This is a genomic window from Microcoleus sp. AT3-D2 (genome assembly GCF_036705715.1).
In the GTDB taxonomy this organism is placed as follows: domain Bacteria; phylum Cyanobacteriota; class Cyanobacteriia; order Cyanobacteriales; family Microcoleaceae; genus Microcoleus.
Genome location: NZ_JAUBVE010000010.1, coordinates 105,245 through 121,068, shown reverse-complemented (window position 1 = coordinate 121,068; position 15,824 = coordinate 105,245). Strand labels below are relative to the sequence as shown.

At 46.9% G+C, this 15,824-nt stretch carries 8 protein-coding genes, 1 pseudogene and 1 CRISPR repeat array; of the genes and pseudogenes, 4 read left to right on the top strand and 5 right to left on the bottom strand.

Annotated elements, in window-relative coordinates; translation table 11 throughout:
• From QUB44_RS07020 to QUB44_RS07010, 3 genes and pseudogenes are all read right to left on the bottom strand, one after another.
• Window positions 1-1,062: pseudogene (locus QUB44_RS07020) on the bottom strand (IS630 family transposase); the annotation flags it as partial.
• A 443-nt stretch (window positions 1,063-1,505) separates the two neighbouring features.
• Window positions 1,506-2,543: a pyruvate dehydrogenase (acetyl-transferring) E1 component subunit alpha gene (gene pdhA / locus QUB44_RS07015; RefSeq protein ID WP_333147130.1), complete on the bottom strand. Its 1,038-nt coding sequence runs from the start codon at window positions 2,541-2,543 to the stop codon at window positions 1,506-1,508.
• An 84-nt stretch (window positions 2,544-2,627) separates the two neighbouring features.
• Window positions 2,628-3,815 (bottom strand): RNA-guided endonuclease TnpB family protein, encoded by a 1,188-nt coding sequence (locus tag QUB44_RS07010; RefSeq protein ID WP_333053707.1) that lies wholly within the window; start codon window positions 3,813-3,815, stop codon window positions 2,628-2,630.
• Between the two features lie 519 nt (window positions 3,816-4,334).
• On the opposite strand from QUB44_RS07010, the gene QUB44_RS07005 reads away from it, so the two are divergent.
• The 4 genes from QUB44_RS07005 (at window position 4,335) to QUB44_RS06990 (ending at window position 11,967) form a co-directional block, all read left to right on the top strand.
• Window positions 4,335-6,656: an IMS domain-containing protein gene (locus tag QUB44_RS07005; RefSeq protein WP_333364781.1), complete on the top strand. Its 2,322-nt coding sequence runs from the start codon at window positions 4,335-4,337 to the stop codon at window positions 6,654-6,656.
• Between the two features lie 111 nt (window positions 6,657-6,767).
• Window positions 6,768-7,970 carry a glycosyltransferase family 4 protein gene (locus tag QUB44_RS07000; RefSeq protein WP_333364778.1) on the top strand — a complete coding sequence of 401 codons (1,203 nt, stop codon included), beginning with the start codon at window positions 6,768-6,770 and terminating at the stop codon, window positions 7,968-7,970.
• Between the two features lie 79 nt (window positions 7,971-8,049).
• Window positions 8,050-9,322: direct repeats of the CRISPR family, unit length 37 nt; unit sequence GTTTCAATCCCTGATAGGGTTTTAGGTTTTTTCCGGC.
• 899 nt (window positions 9,323-10,221) lie between these two features.
• Window positions 10,222-10,968 carry a dienelactone hydrolase family protein gene (locus tag QUB44_RS06995; protein WP_333364775.1) on the top strand — a complete coding sequence of 249 codons (747 nt, stop codon included), beginning with the start codon at window positions 10,222-10,224 and terminating at the stop codon, window positions 10,966-10,968.
• A 99-nt stretch (window positions 10,969-11,067) separates the two neighbouring features.
• Window positions 11,068-11,967 carry a S1 RNA-binding domain-containing protein gene (locus QUB44_RS06990; RefSeq protein ID WP_333364773.1) on the top strand — a complete coding sequence of 300 codons (900 nt, stop codon included), beginning with the start codon at window positions 11,068-11,070 and terminating at the stop codon, window positions 11,965-11,967.
• Between the two features lie 215 nt (window positions 11,968-12,182).
• Here the strand turns inward: QUB44_RS06990 and QUB44_RS06985 are convergent, their stop codons facing one another.
• Window positions 12,183-14,369, bottom strand: a complete 2,187-nt coding sequence (locus QUB44_RS06985) for an ATP-binding protein (RefSeq protein WP_333364770.1) — start codon at window positions 14,367-14,369, stop codon at window positions 12,183-12,185.
• A gap of 171 nt (window positions 14,370-14,540) precedes the next feature.
• Window positions 14,541-15,824, bottom strand: coding sequence for a phosphoribosylamine--glycine ligase (gene purD / locus QUB44_RS06980; RefSeq protein ID WP_333364767.1), 1,284 nt, complete (start codon window positions 15,822-15,824; stop codon window positions 14,541-14,543).

The following is a 15,824-nucleotide window of genomic DNA, read 5'->3' as shown; positions in this document are numbered from 1 at the left end:
TTAATTATTAATTGCCCTTCATTTAAGAGGCGGTGCAATAAATACTCTAGCTCTTCAATTGATGTAAAAAGTCGATTGGCAATATATTCTTTTGCCGAATGCCATACTAATTCAATTAAGTTATAGTCGGGGCTGTATTCGGGGAGGAATTCTAAATGAAGGTTAGGCATTTCTGTTTCAATTATTTTCAGGTACTCTTCTTTCTTGTGAAAACTAGCATTATCAAGGATAATCACTATTTTGGCTCCTTTTTCCGCAAATTCTGAGGCTTGATTACCTGCTGATACCCATTCATTAATTAGCTCTTCATGAAACAGTTTTAGCACGTGATAAAAATTATATGAATTGCCTTTTTTTAGGAACTCTACCACCTTTTTTTATCGGAATTTATTACTCCTCTTATTACATTAACTCTGCCTTTTCTTCTGTTTCCTCGAACCTTTTTTCGCCTGCCTTTTTTACACCAGTTCTTTCTGATGGTGACTATTAAACTAAATCCACTCTCGTCCCAAAACCATACCTGTAATCGTTCTGGAGTTTCTTTTTCTACTTTTAAATATTCGGCTATCTTTATTTTAAACGCTGTTCTTTTTTCAGGATTTCTCTTGGACTCTAGGCTATACTTAGCCCAGATGTAAACATACTTTTTTTCTTTAATATCCTCCGCACTTGTCCTCCACTTAATTTTATTCCTGTGGATTTTTCTAAGTATGTTGCTAATCTCTGCGCTGTCCATCGTCCAAAATCATATCCTAATTTTTGAGGGTCTTTTTCTATATTTTCTAATAATATCTCTATATATTTATCTGTGGCTTTTTTGTGATTTCTCTTCAGCCTTTCATCAATTAGACTTTCTAGATTGTCTGGGTCTCCCTTGACACAACAATAAGATACTTTGTTGACTGAGCAACCCAAAAAATCAGTAATTTTAGATTGTGTTTTGCCGTCATTGAGCAATAATAAAATCAGAATTCTTTCTCTGACATTTCCTTTTTATTCTTCTTTTAAAGCTTTCTGTAGTTTCTCTATTTGTTTGGGATTGAGATGGTTTTGGGCTGGCATTTTTTTAGAAATTGACTAAACTAAACTTTTATTATACCTATTTAAAGGCACAACAGCTTACTAACTATTATACAACTTGTAAACAGTGGTTGTAATATTTTTATAGTCTCAAAATTAGCAGAAGCGTAAAAACCACCATTAATCAGTTATTGTTTTCTTACTAAAGTCATTACAAAGCGTGTCTGTAGTTTCTAAGAATAATGAATTTATCTCAAAATATACTCACCACTGATGAACAGTGTTCAATAAGATGCGTTCCCCCTGTCGCAGTGCCAACCCTACAAGTAGAGTTTGTACGTAAGTCTTACAGCGTATTCCAGGTTGAGGAAGTGCAGTAGGGACAAAGGCTTTCGCCGTGTCCCTACAGGGATCTATCACTCTTGTGGGGAGTAGGGGTTGGGCATCCTGCCCGCCCTAAACATACAAGTTAAATGCACAACAGCTTACTCATCTTCTGCATAGATAAACCGATACAATTCGCTAGGATCTGGCTCGGCGCTTTTCTCAGCAAAATCCACTGCATCGTCAATTACTGCTTGAATCTTATTATCGATCTCTTTCAATTCTTCAGCAGTTGCCAAAGTTCGATCGATCAACTCAGCAGCCAACTTCTTAATCGGATCGCGGGGGAACCAATATTCCTTCTCTTCCTTAGAACGCAACTCATCAGGATCGGCCAAAGAATGCCCGCGAAAGCGATAAGTCAAAGCCTCGATCAAAGTCGGTCCCTCGCCGGCCCGCGCCCGCGCCACAGCTTCCTTCGCCACTTCCCGCACCGCCAAAACATCCATCCCGTCAACCTCAAAACCAGCCATGCCAAAAGCATGAGCCTTCTTGTAAATTAGCGGGTCAGAAGTAGCTCGCTCGTGGGCCATCCCGATCGCCCATTTGTTGTTTTCCACAACATAAATAATCGGCAACTTCCACAAAGCCGCCATATTCAAACACTCAAAAAACTGCCCGTTATTTGCAGCACCATCGCCAAAAAAACAAGCAGTCACGCCATCGGAACTCTCATCCCCCAAAGCTTCGCGCCGGTACTTCGATTGAAAAGCCGCACCCGTAGCTACAGGAATTCCCTCAGCCACAAAAGCATAACCTCCCAACAGTCGGTGTTCTGCCGAAAACATGTGCATCGAACCGCCGCGGCCCTTCGAGCAACCCGTTTCCTTCCCGAACAACTCCGCCATTACCTCCCGCGCCGGCACGCCCGCGCTCAAAGCGTGAACGTGATCGCGGTAGGTGCTGCTAACGTAATCAGTGTCATCCCGGCGCATCGATCGAATCACGCCAGTAGACACAGCTTCCTGACCGTTGTACAAGTGGACAAAACCAAACATTTTGCCCCGGTAGTACATCTCAGCACACTTGTCCTCAAAGTAGCGCCCCAAGACCATATCCTCGTAGAGCATTAAGCCCTCATCCCGAGAAATGGTTACGCTTTGCGCGTCAAAAACTGGTAAAGTCCGTTCCTGAACCATAAATAATTAATACCCGACGATCGGCTTCCTAGACATGTGAACTACCCAGCGCTGACATAAAGGTACAGCGTGAGCTTCTGACTTCTACGGGGATTGCGTCAACTTGGACTTGCGTCCCAGTCTCGGACTCACATCCCCTCCATCAGCAGCAGTCCTGGTTCCCAAGACCGATAGCATTCTGATTCCTTCTGCTCTGATATTGGTTGCAGCGTTGCCATCTCTATCGTGATGAGTACCACAACTAGGGCAAGTCCATACCCTAACACCTAATGGCATTTCATTCACCTGATAGTGACAATTTGAGCAGAGTTTCGAGCTAGGGAACCATCGGTCAATCTCTACTAACACTTTACCTTCGCGGTCAAGTTTGTAATGCAAGAAATTGACAAACATTCCCCAACCTACATCAGAAATTGCTTGAGCTAGTTTGTGATTACGAACCATGCCCTTAACGTGAAGGTTTTCGACTACGATGACTTGGTTATCGTCAACAAGCTTTCTTGACAGCTTATGCAAGTAGTCTTGGCGGACATTGCTAATTCGTTCGTGAACCCTAGCCACCAGTTTCGTGGCTTTATTTCTAGACTTGCTTCCTTTCTCCTTTCTGGCTAATTTTTGCTGCTTTCTTTTCAGGTTGCGTTCATGTTTTGCTAAATGCTTGGGATTAGGGTACTTGGATGTCTTGATGCCATCATTAACAACAGCAAAATCTTTCAATCCCAAGTCAACTCCGGCAACTTTTCCATCGGTGCAAGCAACTGGTTTATCTCCTTCGAGTTTTGTCAGCACAGAGGCATAGTATTTCCCCGAAGGAGTAACACTGACTGTTACAGTTTTGATGGTTCCTTCAATCGGTCGATGTAACTTGGCTTTGACAAGGCCGACACGACCGGGAAACTTGAGGGAGCCGTCAACCAGTTTGACTGATTGCGGGTACTGGATTGACTGCCTATTTTTCTTGGATTTGAATCTAGGGTATTTTGGCCTAGACTCAAAAAAGTTCTTGTAAGCAGTTACCAGGTTAAGCGTAGTAGCTTGCAGAACCTGAGAGTAACACTCAGACAACCATTGTGTTTCTTCTTGTTTTTTAAGGTTTGGCAGGAGTTTGTTTAACGCAACTTGGGTCAAGCCTTTACCCGTGGCTTTGTAGGTTTCAATACACATATTTAGTGCGTAATTCCACCACCAGCGGGAACAGCCAAAGTGTTGAGCTAGTATCCCCTGCTGTTGGGTTGTCGGATATAGCCTAACTTTGACGGCTTGATGCTGCATTGTTTTCACATCCCTTTAGAATTATATATATTTCTGATAAAATTATTCCCTCTAGCTTGCAAATTTTACGCCTGATTGACCAGATAAAATTTGCTTGGGGGAGTCCATGTATCCCAACGCTGACCCAACGGGTACAGGGTGGGACTTAGAGCTGCCCCAAACCCCCTCAAAAGTTAAAATGAGTTTGGCCCTCGGGGCGGATTGCCGGGACTCGGAGAACAAACTCCCATCTAAACCCCATGCACACGAATGATATAATTCCATTACTCTCAAACCCGAAAATGCTCAAGAGTCAAACCACTCATTTAGCTGACGGGCAATGGGCCTTGGCATTTTCCTCACTGTAAAACGCCCTAGAGGGAAAAAAATCAGAGTATCTCTACGGCAAGTCCAACATACCGTGAAGGGGGCGGTTGGAAGCAAACACCAGAATTTTTGATTTGGTTTGCGGGAGTATGTCACTTAAGATAGGCTAATTCAGTTGCTAGCGCTTTGGGGAAGTGGACAGTTCTTTAACTTATGTTAATTCCACTAGATTACTACCGGATTTTGGGTCTACCGATTCAAGCTACTGCCGAACAGTTGCAGCAGGCTCACCGCGATCGAACTTTACAGCTTCCGCGCCGGGAGTATTCCGAAGTTGCGATCGTCGCCCGCAAACAACTGCTCGATGAAGCCTGCGCCGTTCTGTCAGACTCAGAGGGGCGCAAAGCTTACGATGCCAGTTTTTTAGCCAAAACTTACGATCGAGAGTCGGAAGCGGCACAGGAAGCCAAGCACCAGAGGTCAAAAACCTCAGCAGGCCCGGCCACCTTCCTGCAAGACGCAGGAGAAACCGTTCCGGCAGAGTCCAAGGCTTTAGAGGCTGCTCCCGACCCCCACACTCCAAGTATTGAAATCGATGACAACCAATTCGTAGGAGCCCTGCTCATACTGCAAGAACTGGGAGAATACGAACTCGTACAGAAGCTGGGTCGCCCGTATCTTAACAATGGCAGCATCGCGATCGCAGAAGGTCGTTTCGGCGACCCGCAGCTCGTGAGGCCAGATATAGTTTTAACCGTCAGCCTTGCCTGTCTAGAACTCGGCCGCGAACAGTGGCAGCAAGGTCAGTACGAAAATGCCGCAAAATCATTAGAAGCAGGTCAAGAATTGCTGCTGCGCGAAAGCCTATTTGCAAGCGTGAGGGGTGAAATGCAAGCCGACATATACAAACTCCGTCCGTACAACATTTTAGAGCTATTATCACTTCCCGAAGAAAAAGTCGCTGAGCGTCGCAAGGGACTGGAAATCCTGCGAGAAATGCTTCAAGAACGAGGCGGTATCGACGGTTCGGGAGACGATCGATCGGGTTTAGGAATAGAAGACTTCCTCCGGTTCGTGCAGCAAATGCGTAAACACCTAACCAGCAGCGAGCAGCAGGCGCTATTTGAAGCCGAAGCCGGCCGCCCCTCCGCAGTCGCCACTTACCTCTCGGTCTACACCTTGTTAGCCCAAGGATTTGCCGCCAGACAGCCATCGATGATCCGTCGGGCCAAGCTGATGCTGATGCAACTGGGTCGCCGCCAAGACGTTCACCTGGAAAAAGCCGTCTGTTCCCTGCTGCTGGGCCAGACAGAAGAAGCCAGCAGAGCCCTGGAACTGAGTTCGGAAAAAGAACCCCTGGCCTTCATTCGCGAACATTCCCAAGATTCACCCGACTTGTTGCCCGGACTGTGCTTGTACGCCGAACACTGGCTACAAGAAGAAGTGTTTCCCCACTTCCGCGACTTGGCCAACGAGTCAGTGTCCTTGAAAGATTACTTTGCTGACCCGAAAGTACAAGCTTACCTAGAAGCTTTGCCACAGGACGCAGAAACCGCCAACGAATGGGTCGTGGTGCAGCCCCGCTCCGGCAAGCTTCCAGGGCGACTGCAACCGACAGCAGGCCGATCGCCCGCTGCCATACCCACACCGGCACCCACAGCCAAGCAGGGAGCCAGTACGGTCACGTTGACCCCCGTACCGGGCGCGGATTCCACCGCAGCCTCTGGCGCGAAATCCCCGGCAACGGTGGCCGCGCCTAGCGCTGTTGCCCCCGTCTCTCTCCCGATAGCTACAGTGCCACACCCTGCAGAATCGACTTCCAAACATCGCAGACGCCAACATTCAGGGCGCAGCGGAGCAAGCGGCAATGGGCTAAAGGGCGATTTTGTAGATCGAGCGCGCACCAAGGCAGCAGAAATTACCGCCCAAGTCAAGTCCATGCCTCCAAACAGGCTGGCTTTGTTTCTAGTCGCAGGTGTCCTGAGCCTGTTACTTCTGTGGTTAATACTCAGTCTGTTGGCTAGCGCGATGCAAGCCCTATCGGGCCCATCTCTCCGAGGAGAGCAAGCCCTCGTCCGCCTGGAAGAACCGCCCCTAGAAATCCCTGCCTTGGCCGCGGCCCCAGAGCCGAGCGCCGCAGGCCCAGTGTCGGGAGAAATCACTGAGCAATCAGCCCGACAAATAGTTCAAAGCTGGCTATCGGCGAAAGCAGCGGCTTTGGGCCCCAATCACGCTGTCGAAGAATTAAGGCAAGTTCTCACAGAACCGGCTTTGTCTCGCTGGCAATTAATGGCAGAAGCTCAACAGCGTAACAACGCGCACCAGCGTTATGTACACAAGCTGCAAGTTAATGGAGTTACCACAAATCCGACTAATCCCGATCGCGCCCAAGTAGATGCCCAAGTCGCGGAAAAAGCCGAAGTGTTCGATCGTTCTCAACTCGTTTCTTCCCGCAATGAAAACCTGCGGGTGCGCTACGACTTGATCCGTCAAGAGGGACAGTGGCGGATTATGGATTGGCAAGTGATTAAGTAAGAAATTGGTCATTAGTAATTGGTAATTGGTAATTTATGCTGGCTAATTACTAATGACTAATTTCTGATTATTAGTAGGTGAATTTTTAATTCCAAAAGCGGGAGTTTTGAATTGCAGATTATTGTTGAAGGCTGGCGTTTTATTTATCATTCCTATTGCGTAGCCAATCAATTTCAACTGCTGGAAATGCTCGATCACCCGCGAGGACAAATTGAGCTTTTCCACCGCGATATGCCCTACATTGACGCAGCTTGGGAGACGAAAATTAGTTTGTTCGATCGCCCAAATGAAACCTTACTTCGCAGCATTAAGATCCCTGCGGTAAATCAGTCAGCCGACGTTACCCTGCGAATGTACTGCCCGTGGGACTTCTCGGCATCCAGTAGCGCTCAAACTTGGGTATTTGCAGCCACAGAATGGGGGATTATTACCCGTTCAGTATTACAGGCGATGGGGGTTAAGTCGATCGCCCAAACCCCGGTTAACTCAGAAACGAAAATTATTACACCTTCAGCTTGGTCAAAAGCCGGCTTAATTCGCAGCGGAGTTGATGCTGATCGCATTACCGTCGTACCTTTGGGAGTCGATCCTAAGATTTATTATCCTGCTGCGGGCGATCGGCGTCAATCACTGCGCGAAAGTTTCGGGTGGTCAAACTATTTTATATTTTTAAATATCGGAGGACAAACGGATCGCAAAGGTATTCGCCCTTTATTAAAAGCCTTCGCTGCGGTAGTTGACAAATATCCAGATGCGAGATTAGTTTTAAAAGGTTCTGAACTGCTTTATCCGTCGAGAGACGAGATTGCGGAAGCCTGCCGAGTTGTGCTCGACGATGCTGAAAGAGCGAGAGTTTTACCAAGATTAATTTATACTGGTAGCCAGCTATCTTTTGCTCAAATAGCAGAGTTTTACCAAGCTGCAGATGTTTATGTTTCTCCCTATTTGGCAGAAGGTTTTAATTTGCCGGTGTTGGAAGCTGCCGCTTGCGGTTTGCCTGTTATTTGCACGGAGGGCGGCCCTACGGATGATTTTACGCGATCGGACTTTGCACTGCGGATTGAAAGTAAATTTATGAGTGTGGTAAGTGACGGGGAAACGTTATTTATCTTAGCTCCTGAGTGGGAACATTTGACTGATTTGATGTGCAGGGCGATCGAACAGCCTGGATTGGCTGCGAAAGCGAGGGTTGCGGGCCCGGCTTTTGTGGCTGAAAATTTTACTTGGAGGCGTGTAGTCGATCGATTGCTTGAGGTTATGGGAGGAGATAGAAAGAGAGAGGAGAGGTCTATTTTTGAGCCAATAATTTTGTAGTTTGGGCGTTTCAAGCCCTAGATGGGGAAATAGGTTTTTTCCGGCTCAAAGCTCCCATGAGCCGATACAGGATTCTGAGGTTTCAATCCCTGATAGGGTTTTAGGTTTTTTCCGGCTTCGCCTGAGTTAGTACAAAAACAGAGTAAGCAGGTTTCAATCCCTGATAGGGTTTTAGGTTTTTTCCGGCGGCCGTAATTTTGCGATTAATGAGAAAGTTGCCGCGGTTTCAATCCCTGATAGGGTTTTAGGTTTTTTCCGGCCAATTACTGGCACAGGCCCAAAAATCGCATCAAGTGCCGGGTTTCAATCCCTGATAGGGTTTTAGGTTTTTTCCGGCGATGGTTTCTAGTTCGTGCGCTTCCTCTTCAGTGACGTTTCAATCCCTGATAGGGTTTTAGGTTTTTTCCGGCGGTAATACTCGCGAGTTTCCCCGGTCGAATTTGTGTTTCAATCCCTGATAGGGTTTTAGGTTTTTTCCGGCGTTAGCTAAGCTCGACAATCAAGCTATTGAATTAGTTTCAATCCCTGATAGGGTTTTAGGTTTTTTCCGGCTTGGAGATGTCATCCGGTTTATAAGCATCAGGAGGTTTCAATCCCTGATAGGGTTTTAGGTTTTTTCCGGCGCAACAGAGCCGATCAATCTCTGATATTCATCACAGGTTTCAATCCCTGATAGGGTTTTAGGTTTTTTCCGGCTTTAAGGCATGAAGCGCTCCGGCAAAAATTAACGATGGGTTTCAATCCCTGATAGGGTTTTAGGTTTTTTCCGGCATTACGGGTGCTGCAGCGGTAGCTATTCAGGCGGGTTTCAATCCCTGATAGGGTTTTAGGTTTTTTCCGGCGCAACGGTTAACGCCTCTACTATTGAGGGTCAATTGTGGCAACTGTTTCAATCCCTGATAGGGTTTTAGGTTTTTTCCGGCTCTCGATCAAGTGTGATGCACTCAGTCCCAATCCCTTCGCTGTTTCAATCCCTGATAGGGTTTTAGGTTTTTTCCGGCGACTGGCAGCGAGCCGGGGAAGTTTCAGGTTTCAATCCCTGATAGGGTTTTAGGTTTTTTCCGGCCGAAGGGATGGGGCGAATATTTTGTTTTAAAGGTTTCAATCCCTGATAGGGTTTTAGGTTTTTTCCGGCTCGTATGTTTTCCGAATTTTATATCTTCTCAAAGGGTTTCAATCCCTGATAGGGTTTTAGGTTTTTTCCGGCAGAGCTTGTATAAAGAAATATGAACCACATTGAAGTTTCAATCCCTGATAGGGTTTTAGGTTTTTTCCGGCTTTATTCAGAAAGATTGGCTCGCTACCAAATGCTGTCGTTTCAATCCCTGATAGGGTTTTAGGTTTTTTCCGGCAGCCCGTTCCAGAAGCCAGGGTGTATTTGGTTTTCAAGGTGCAGTTGCGTCCATCTAAAAGAAAAGTACCATTCCAGCCTTCGGCTTGTCAATACCCAAGTTTCCATACTCACTCCAAAACCTTGTCCTGTAAAGCTTTCAGCCTTTGCGTCTATCTTTTTTTCACACTAGGGGCATCAAACTATTGCTCCACATGAGTTTGACCAGAAAAATTTGATAGCCCGATTTTAACACCTACCCATTCACGGAAACTCAGCAAAAAATATTCTTCGCTCAACGGGTTCTACCCCACCAATACCTTCGATCTTACCCTGACAACAAACGCACAGCGGAAAAAACCAAATAGTGTCTTCCTTGGGTTGGATGACTTTGTTCGGCATGGCGATCGTAACTTAGACTTGAGTCCTACCCTGCATCAATCTCCTCAACTGGTTGCATGACTTTCTTCGGTAGATCGTAACTTAGACTTGAGTCCTAGCCGGAATCAATCTCCTCAAACGATTCCGCCAACCAGAAAGCAAAGCGATTAAAAAACAACTCCTATATATCAAAAAAAATTAGCTCATATTCAACAGCTAACGACTTAGCCACTTATCTCTAAAATCTCACGAAAAAGCCAGATAAAAGCTGCCAAGTCGTAGACTTATCAAAATCTATGCTTTAGAAAATCACAGACCACAACTTATATTTTACCGGGATTGAATCCCCAATTAATTGCTAGGAGTGATTTGCCCCCACTTATTCACCACAACCTAAATATTCAATAATTAGCGAATTTTTACCTGCCATATTTGCGGTATTTGTGCTTCGCGGTTCCAAAAAATATTATTGGCAAATTGCCTACAAAATCCCCAAATTAACTTAAAATCAGTAGAGTGGCATTTACCTTAAAACAACCTATGACAAAAGCCGAAATTAGCACCAAAAACATCACAGTTCCTAACGGGGATTTGCAAATAGCTGCATACCTAGCCCAGCCAACCTCCCCAGGGCAATTTCCCGCAGTTATCGTGATTCAAGAAATCTTTGGGGTCAACTCGCACATCCGCGAAGTTACTGAAAGAATAGCAAAAGAAGGATATGTGGCGATCGCCCCAGCCATTTACCAGCGTCAAGCCCCCGGCTTTGAAACCGGCTACACACCCGAAGCCATCCAAATCGGCAGAGAATACAAAGAAAAAACCACAGCTTCCGAACTTCTGGGCGATATCCAAGCCACCATCGATTACCTCAAAACTCTACCCTCTGTCAAACCAGAAGGTTTTGGCTGCATCGGTTTCTGCTTTGGAGGGCACGTCGCCTACCTCGCCGCTACTTTGCCCGAAATCAAGGCTACAGCGTCGTTCTACGGCGCCGGTATCGCCACTCTAACCCCCGGCGGCGGAGCCCCCACGATCGCCCGCACAGCAGACATTAAAGGCACTCTCTACGCCTTTTTTGGCACTCAAGACCCCAGCATTCCCTTAGAACAAGTTGACCAAATCGCCGCAGAATTGCAAAAACACAGTATTTCTCACCAAATTTTCCGCTACAATGCCGATCACGGCTTCTTCTGCGACCACCGCGGCAGTTACGACGCTACGGCAGCAGCCGACTCGTGGGTGCAGGTGAAGCAGCTATTTCATCAGCAACTTCAACCAGCTTAAAGAGTGGGAGATGGGGAGATAGGGAGATGGGGAGAGTGGGAAAATTTTTTCTACTGACGACTGCCAACTAAATTACTGACAACTGACAACTAAACTGACATGAATTCCAAATCTACAGGTTCTCAAAGCGCAAAAGCATCCTTTTCAATGGATGATTTTGCTAAAGCCCTCGAACAGCACAATTACGAGTTCCAGAAAGGACAAGTAGTGCGCGGCAAAGTGTTCGAGTACGACTCAAACGGCGCGTATGTTGATATCGGCGGCAAGTCTTCGGCTTTTTTGCCGATCGAAGAGGCTGCTTTGAGAACAGTAACGGATTTGTCGGAAGTGGTTCCGCTGGACGAGGAACGGGACTTTTTGATTATCCGCGAACAAGATGCCGATGGCCAAGTTACTTTGTCTCTGCGGCAGTTACAAATTCAGCAAGCTTGGGAAGATTTAGTTGAATTGCAGGAAACCGGTAAAGTTCTTCAGGTGCGGGTTTCTGGGGCAAATAAGGGCGGCGTGACTGTAGATGTTCAGGGAATGCGCGGCTTTATTCCCCGATCGCACTTAGTCGATCGCGATAACCTAGAATCGCTGATTGGTCAATCTTTGAGCGTTAATTTCTTGGAGGTCGATCGCGAACGAGAAAAACTCGTACTTTCCCAGCGGATGGCCACTCAATCGAATGCCTTCAAGGACTTGCAAATTGGTCAGTTGGTGGAAGGAAAAGTCAGCAGCATTAAGCCTTTTGGCGTGTTTGTAGACTTGGAAGGAGTTAGCGGTTTGCTGCACATCAAGCAAGTTAGCCAAAAATATATTGATAACCTTGGCAAGGTGTTTGCTCCCGGTCAACCCCTGAAAGCGATCGTGGTTGACCTCGATGAAAATCGTGGCCGAATTTCACTTTCTACTCGGGTACTAGAAAATTACCCAGGGGAAATGGTGGATAAAATGGCGGATGTTATGGATACCGCAGAAGAGCGATCGGAACGTGCTAGAAAGACTCTTTCTTAAGTCTTGATCTAATTACCACCCCATCATCTACCGAACAACAATAGGAATGTAGATTTAACCACAGATAAACGCCGATAAACACAGATAAAATCCCATCGGCGTTCATCTGTGGTTTCAAAATCCCAATCTAACTAATTTGCTTTCTTCTTGATTCCTAATCAACCGGAAACAATATCACTATCCACAGTCAACAGTCAACAGTCAACAGTCAACAATCATTCCGGTGCAACCGGAATCGATCTAACATGACTCGCAATTGTTTCACTCTCCACCGTTGCTTCCACTGGCCAAGAATTTTCCATCTCTACTGTTTGTTTCGGCTGATAAACTGCCAAGTCGAACCAGAAAGTCGTACCCACATTAACTTCGCTAACTAAATTAATTTTAGTGTGGTGCTTGTCAATAATGTTTCTGACAATAGAAAGACCTAATCCAGTTCCTTCTAAAGTGTGTACTCTGTTTTCTACCCGGAAAAAGCGATCGAAGATTGCTTGTTGATCTTCGGGATCTATGCCAATTCCAGTATCAGAAATTTCGATCCGCACTACCGGAAAATGTTGGGCATCCGGTGACAAGTTGTGGTTGACGGATTGACCATCTTTGTGGGTGGGCGCCTCCGGCTCTAGCAAATACGCTCGAATTGCCACCTTGCCGCCGGACTGCGTAAATTTTAAGGCATTTCCTACTAAATTTGCAAATACTTGCAGTAACAAATCGTAATGACCTAAAGCAGGTGGCAAATACGGGTCAACTTCTTGCTCTAATTCAATGCCTTTATCCTTAGCATTTAACTGATAAGTCCGCAGGGTTTGTTCCACAGCTTGCGGGAGGTCAACAGCCTCCAAGTGATAAACTCGGCAGGATTCCAGTCGCGACAAGTCTAACACATCGTTAACTAAACGAGTTAGTCGATCGGTTTCTCGATTGGCAATTTCTAGGAATTCCCTGCGCTCACTTTCTAGTAGGTCTTCTCCGTACTCGTGGAGAGTCTCGATAAAAGATTTGATATTAAATAAAGGTGTTCTCAATTCGTGAGAAACATTGCTGATAAAATTGCTTTTAGCCTCATTTAGTTCTACTTCCCGAGTGATGTCCTGCACTGTCATTGCAATGCCTTTGAGACTTTCTCGGTAATTCCCCGAACCTTGATGCTTGGAGGTTTGCTCGTAGAAAGTACACTCTACAGCTACCGGGCGTTGTGGCTCGGTACAGGTATCTTCCTCATGGCGGATGCAGCTTCTGCACAGCGGTTCGGCACCGGGCGCTTTGTGCAGAATGACTGTAGTTAAAACAATCCGTATTGTACGGTTAACTGGTTCGCTCATAGAGATGCGAAATTCGCCGCCTTCGCGATCGCCCGCAGCTATTTCCTGCAAAGGTCTCGCCAACTCCTGCTGCACTTCCGAAGGCAAAATGTTCAGAACATTTACTCCGAGCGCATTTTTGCCCTCCCATCCAAAAATCCGCATCCCAGTCGGATTAACTAAAATCACCTGCAAATTTGCGTCTAATAAAAGCGCGCCATCAGCAATTGTTGATACCAAAGTTTCTAACTTAGCTTTTTCCGCTGTCAGCTCTTCAATATTTTGTTCTTCATAACTTTCGAGTTTCTGAGCCATTTCATTAAAACTGCCGATTAACTCGCCCAATTCTCCCCCTAAAGGCAGGTCAACTCGCTGCTTAAAATTCCCGCTGGCAATGTTTTTGACCCCGAAGACTAATTGTTTGATCGGCTGAGTAATTGTCAGGGCATTAAATACAGCTCCCAAAATTACCATTACCCAAATTGTCACAAATACTGCTAAAGTGACATCCCTAGTCAGATTTGAAGAGATAACTGCTGCGGGATTGGGGTTAATGCCGATCGCCAAAACTCCCAAATATTTGTCTTCATGAATTAACGGCACGAATACATCGGTAACTTCTCCATCTGGCGTCAAATGCTGCCGTACCAAAGGCAAAGAAGTTAAATTTCTCGCCTCAATATCGGCGAGAAAATTATCGGGAAGTTTGATCTGGCGGCGCAGCGTCAGGGAAGTTTCCACCTCCGATTCCGAAAATGGTATCCCCAGGAAAATATCTCCCGCTTCGTCTGCATAAAGCATATAGCGGACGCTGGAGGTGCTGCTGTAAAATTGGCGCGAAAAGCGGGCTACTTCGGAGCGATCGTTTTTGGCAATCAGCGGCGCCACATTTGCCGCCAACAGCAGGCCGAGGTCGCGGCCGTAGCGAGTATCGTTAAGTCGGGCGTCTTGCTGGATAGTATTCACGGCCCAGAATGTCAGGCCGCTCATAATTAACGACACTACGAGGGTAGCACCGGCCATCAGGCGGGTCTGGAGGGTAAAATCCGACCACCAGCGGGCAATAATTTCTCCGATTTTGTTTAGTATGGCCAGCATTTCATCAGTTCACCAGTTCAATATTAAAAGCAAGATCAATTCAGTTGGCTCCCGATCGAATTTTCTGCTGCGGCTTGTCCGCTACCGCCACCGCAGAGATACCAAACTTCATTGTTACATTTCTACATTGAGATTGCTTCGCTTTCGGATGGCGGCAATAGGGCGCAATTCCTAATTTTTTTTATCGCCCAGCGCTCGGCGGCCGATGTCCCGGCGGCAGTAGACGCCTTCAAATTGGATGCAATCAACTGCTGCATAAGCTTTGGAGATAGCTTGTTCCAAAGTTTCTCCCGCCGCAGTGACGCCCAAAACCCGGCCGCCGTCGCTCACCAACTGCTGGTGCTTGAACTGGGTGCCGGCGTGAAACACTTCTGCTCCTTTGGCTTCAGCTTCCTCGATACCTGTAATAACTTTGCCTTTTTGATAACTTCCAGGATAGCCCCCAGAAGCCAAAACTACGCACACAGAAGCCCCCGACTTCCAGCGAATAGAATATTCACCGAGACGCTGCTGACAGCAGGCGAGCACCAAATCTTCCAAAGGAGTTTCCAGCAGTGACAAAACCGCTTGAGTTTCGGGATCTCCGAAACGGCAGTTGAATTCTAAGACTTTGGGTTCTCCGTCGGGGGTAATCATTAAACCTGCGTAGAGTACACCCCGGTAGTCGATTTTGCGTTTTTGCAGTGCTGCGAGGGTGGGTTCGAGAATTTCTTCTTGAATCCTTTCCATTAGTTCCGGGGTGACGATGGGCGCTGGGGCGTAGGCTCCCATACCGCCGGTGTTGGCTCCCTTGTCGCCTTCGCCGATAGCTTTGTGGTCTTGGGCGGGCAGCAACGGTTCCACTGTGATGCCGTCGGTGAGGGCGAGAATCGAGACTTCTTGACCTGTTAAAAATTCTTCGACGACTACTCGGATGTTGTCGGTGCCAAATTCGCCTCGGAAAATGGTGTTGATCGCGCTGTGAGCCATTTTGACGGTGGTGGCAACGGTGACTCCTTTGCCTGATGCGAGTCCGTCTGCTTTGATGACTATTGGGGTTCCTTGTTCCAGAACGTATGCTTTTGCTGCTTCTGCGTCTGTAAATACGGCAGCTTTGGGTGTGGGGATGCCTGCTTCGAGCATCAATTCTTTCGCCCAGGATTTGCTGGATTCAATTTGGGCGCCGGCTTTTGTGGGGCCGAAAATCATCATTTTTCGCTGGTGGAAATAGTCGGCGATGCCTAGCGATAGAGGCAATTCGGGGCCGACGATGACTAATCCGATGTTGTTGACCATCACAAAGCGTTCGATGCCTTGGAAGTCGTCGATGTTGAGCGACAGATTTTGACAGCCTGGGGTGGTAGCTGTGCCGCCGTTGCCCGGTACGCAGAATACTTGTTTAATCCGCGTAGATTCTAGCAGTTTTTTTGCGATCGCGTGTTCGCGACCTCCGTTTCCCACAACTAAAACTTTCAC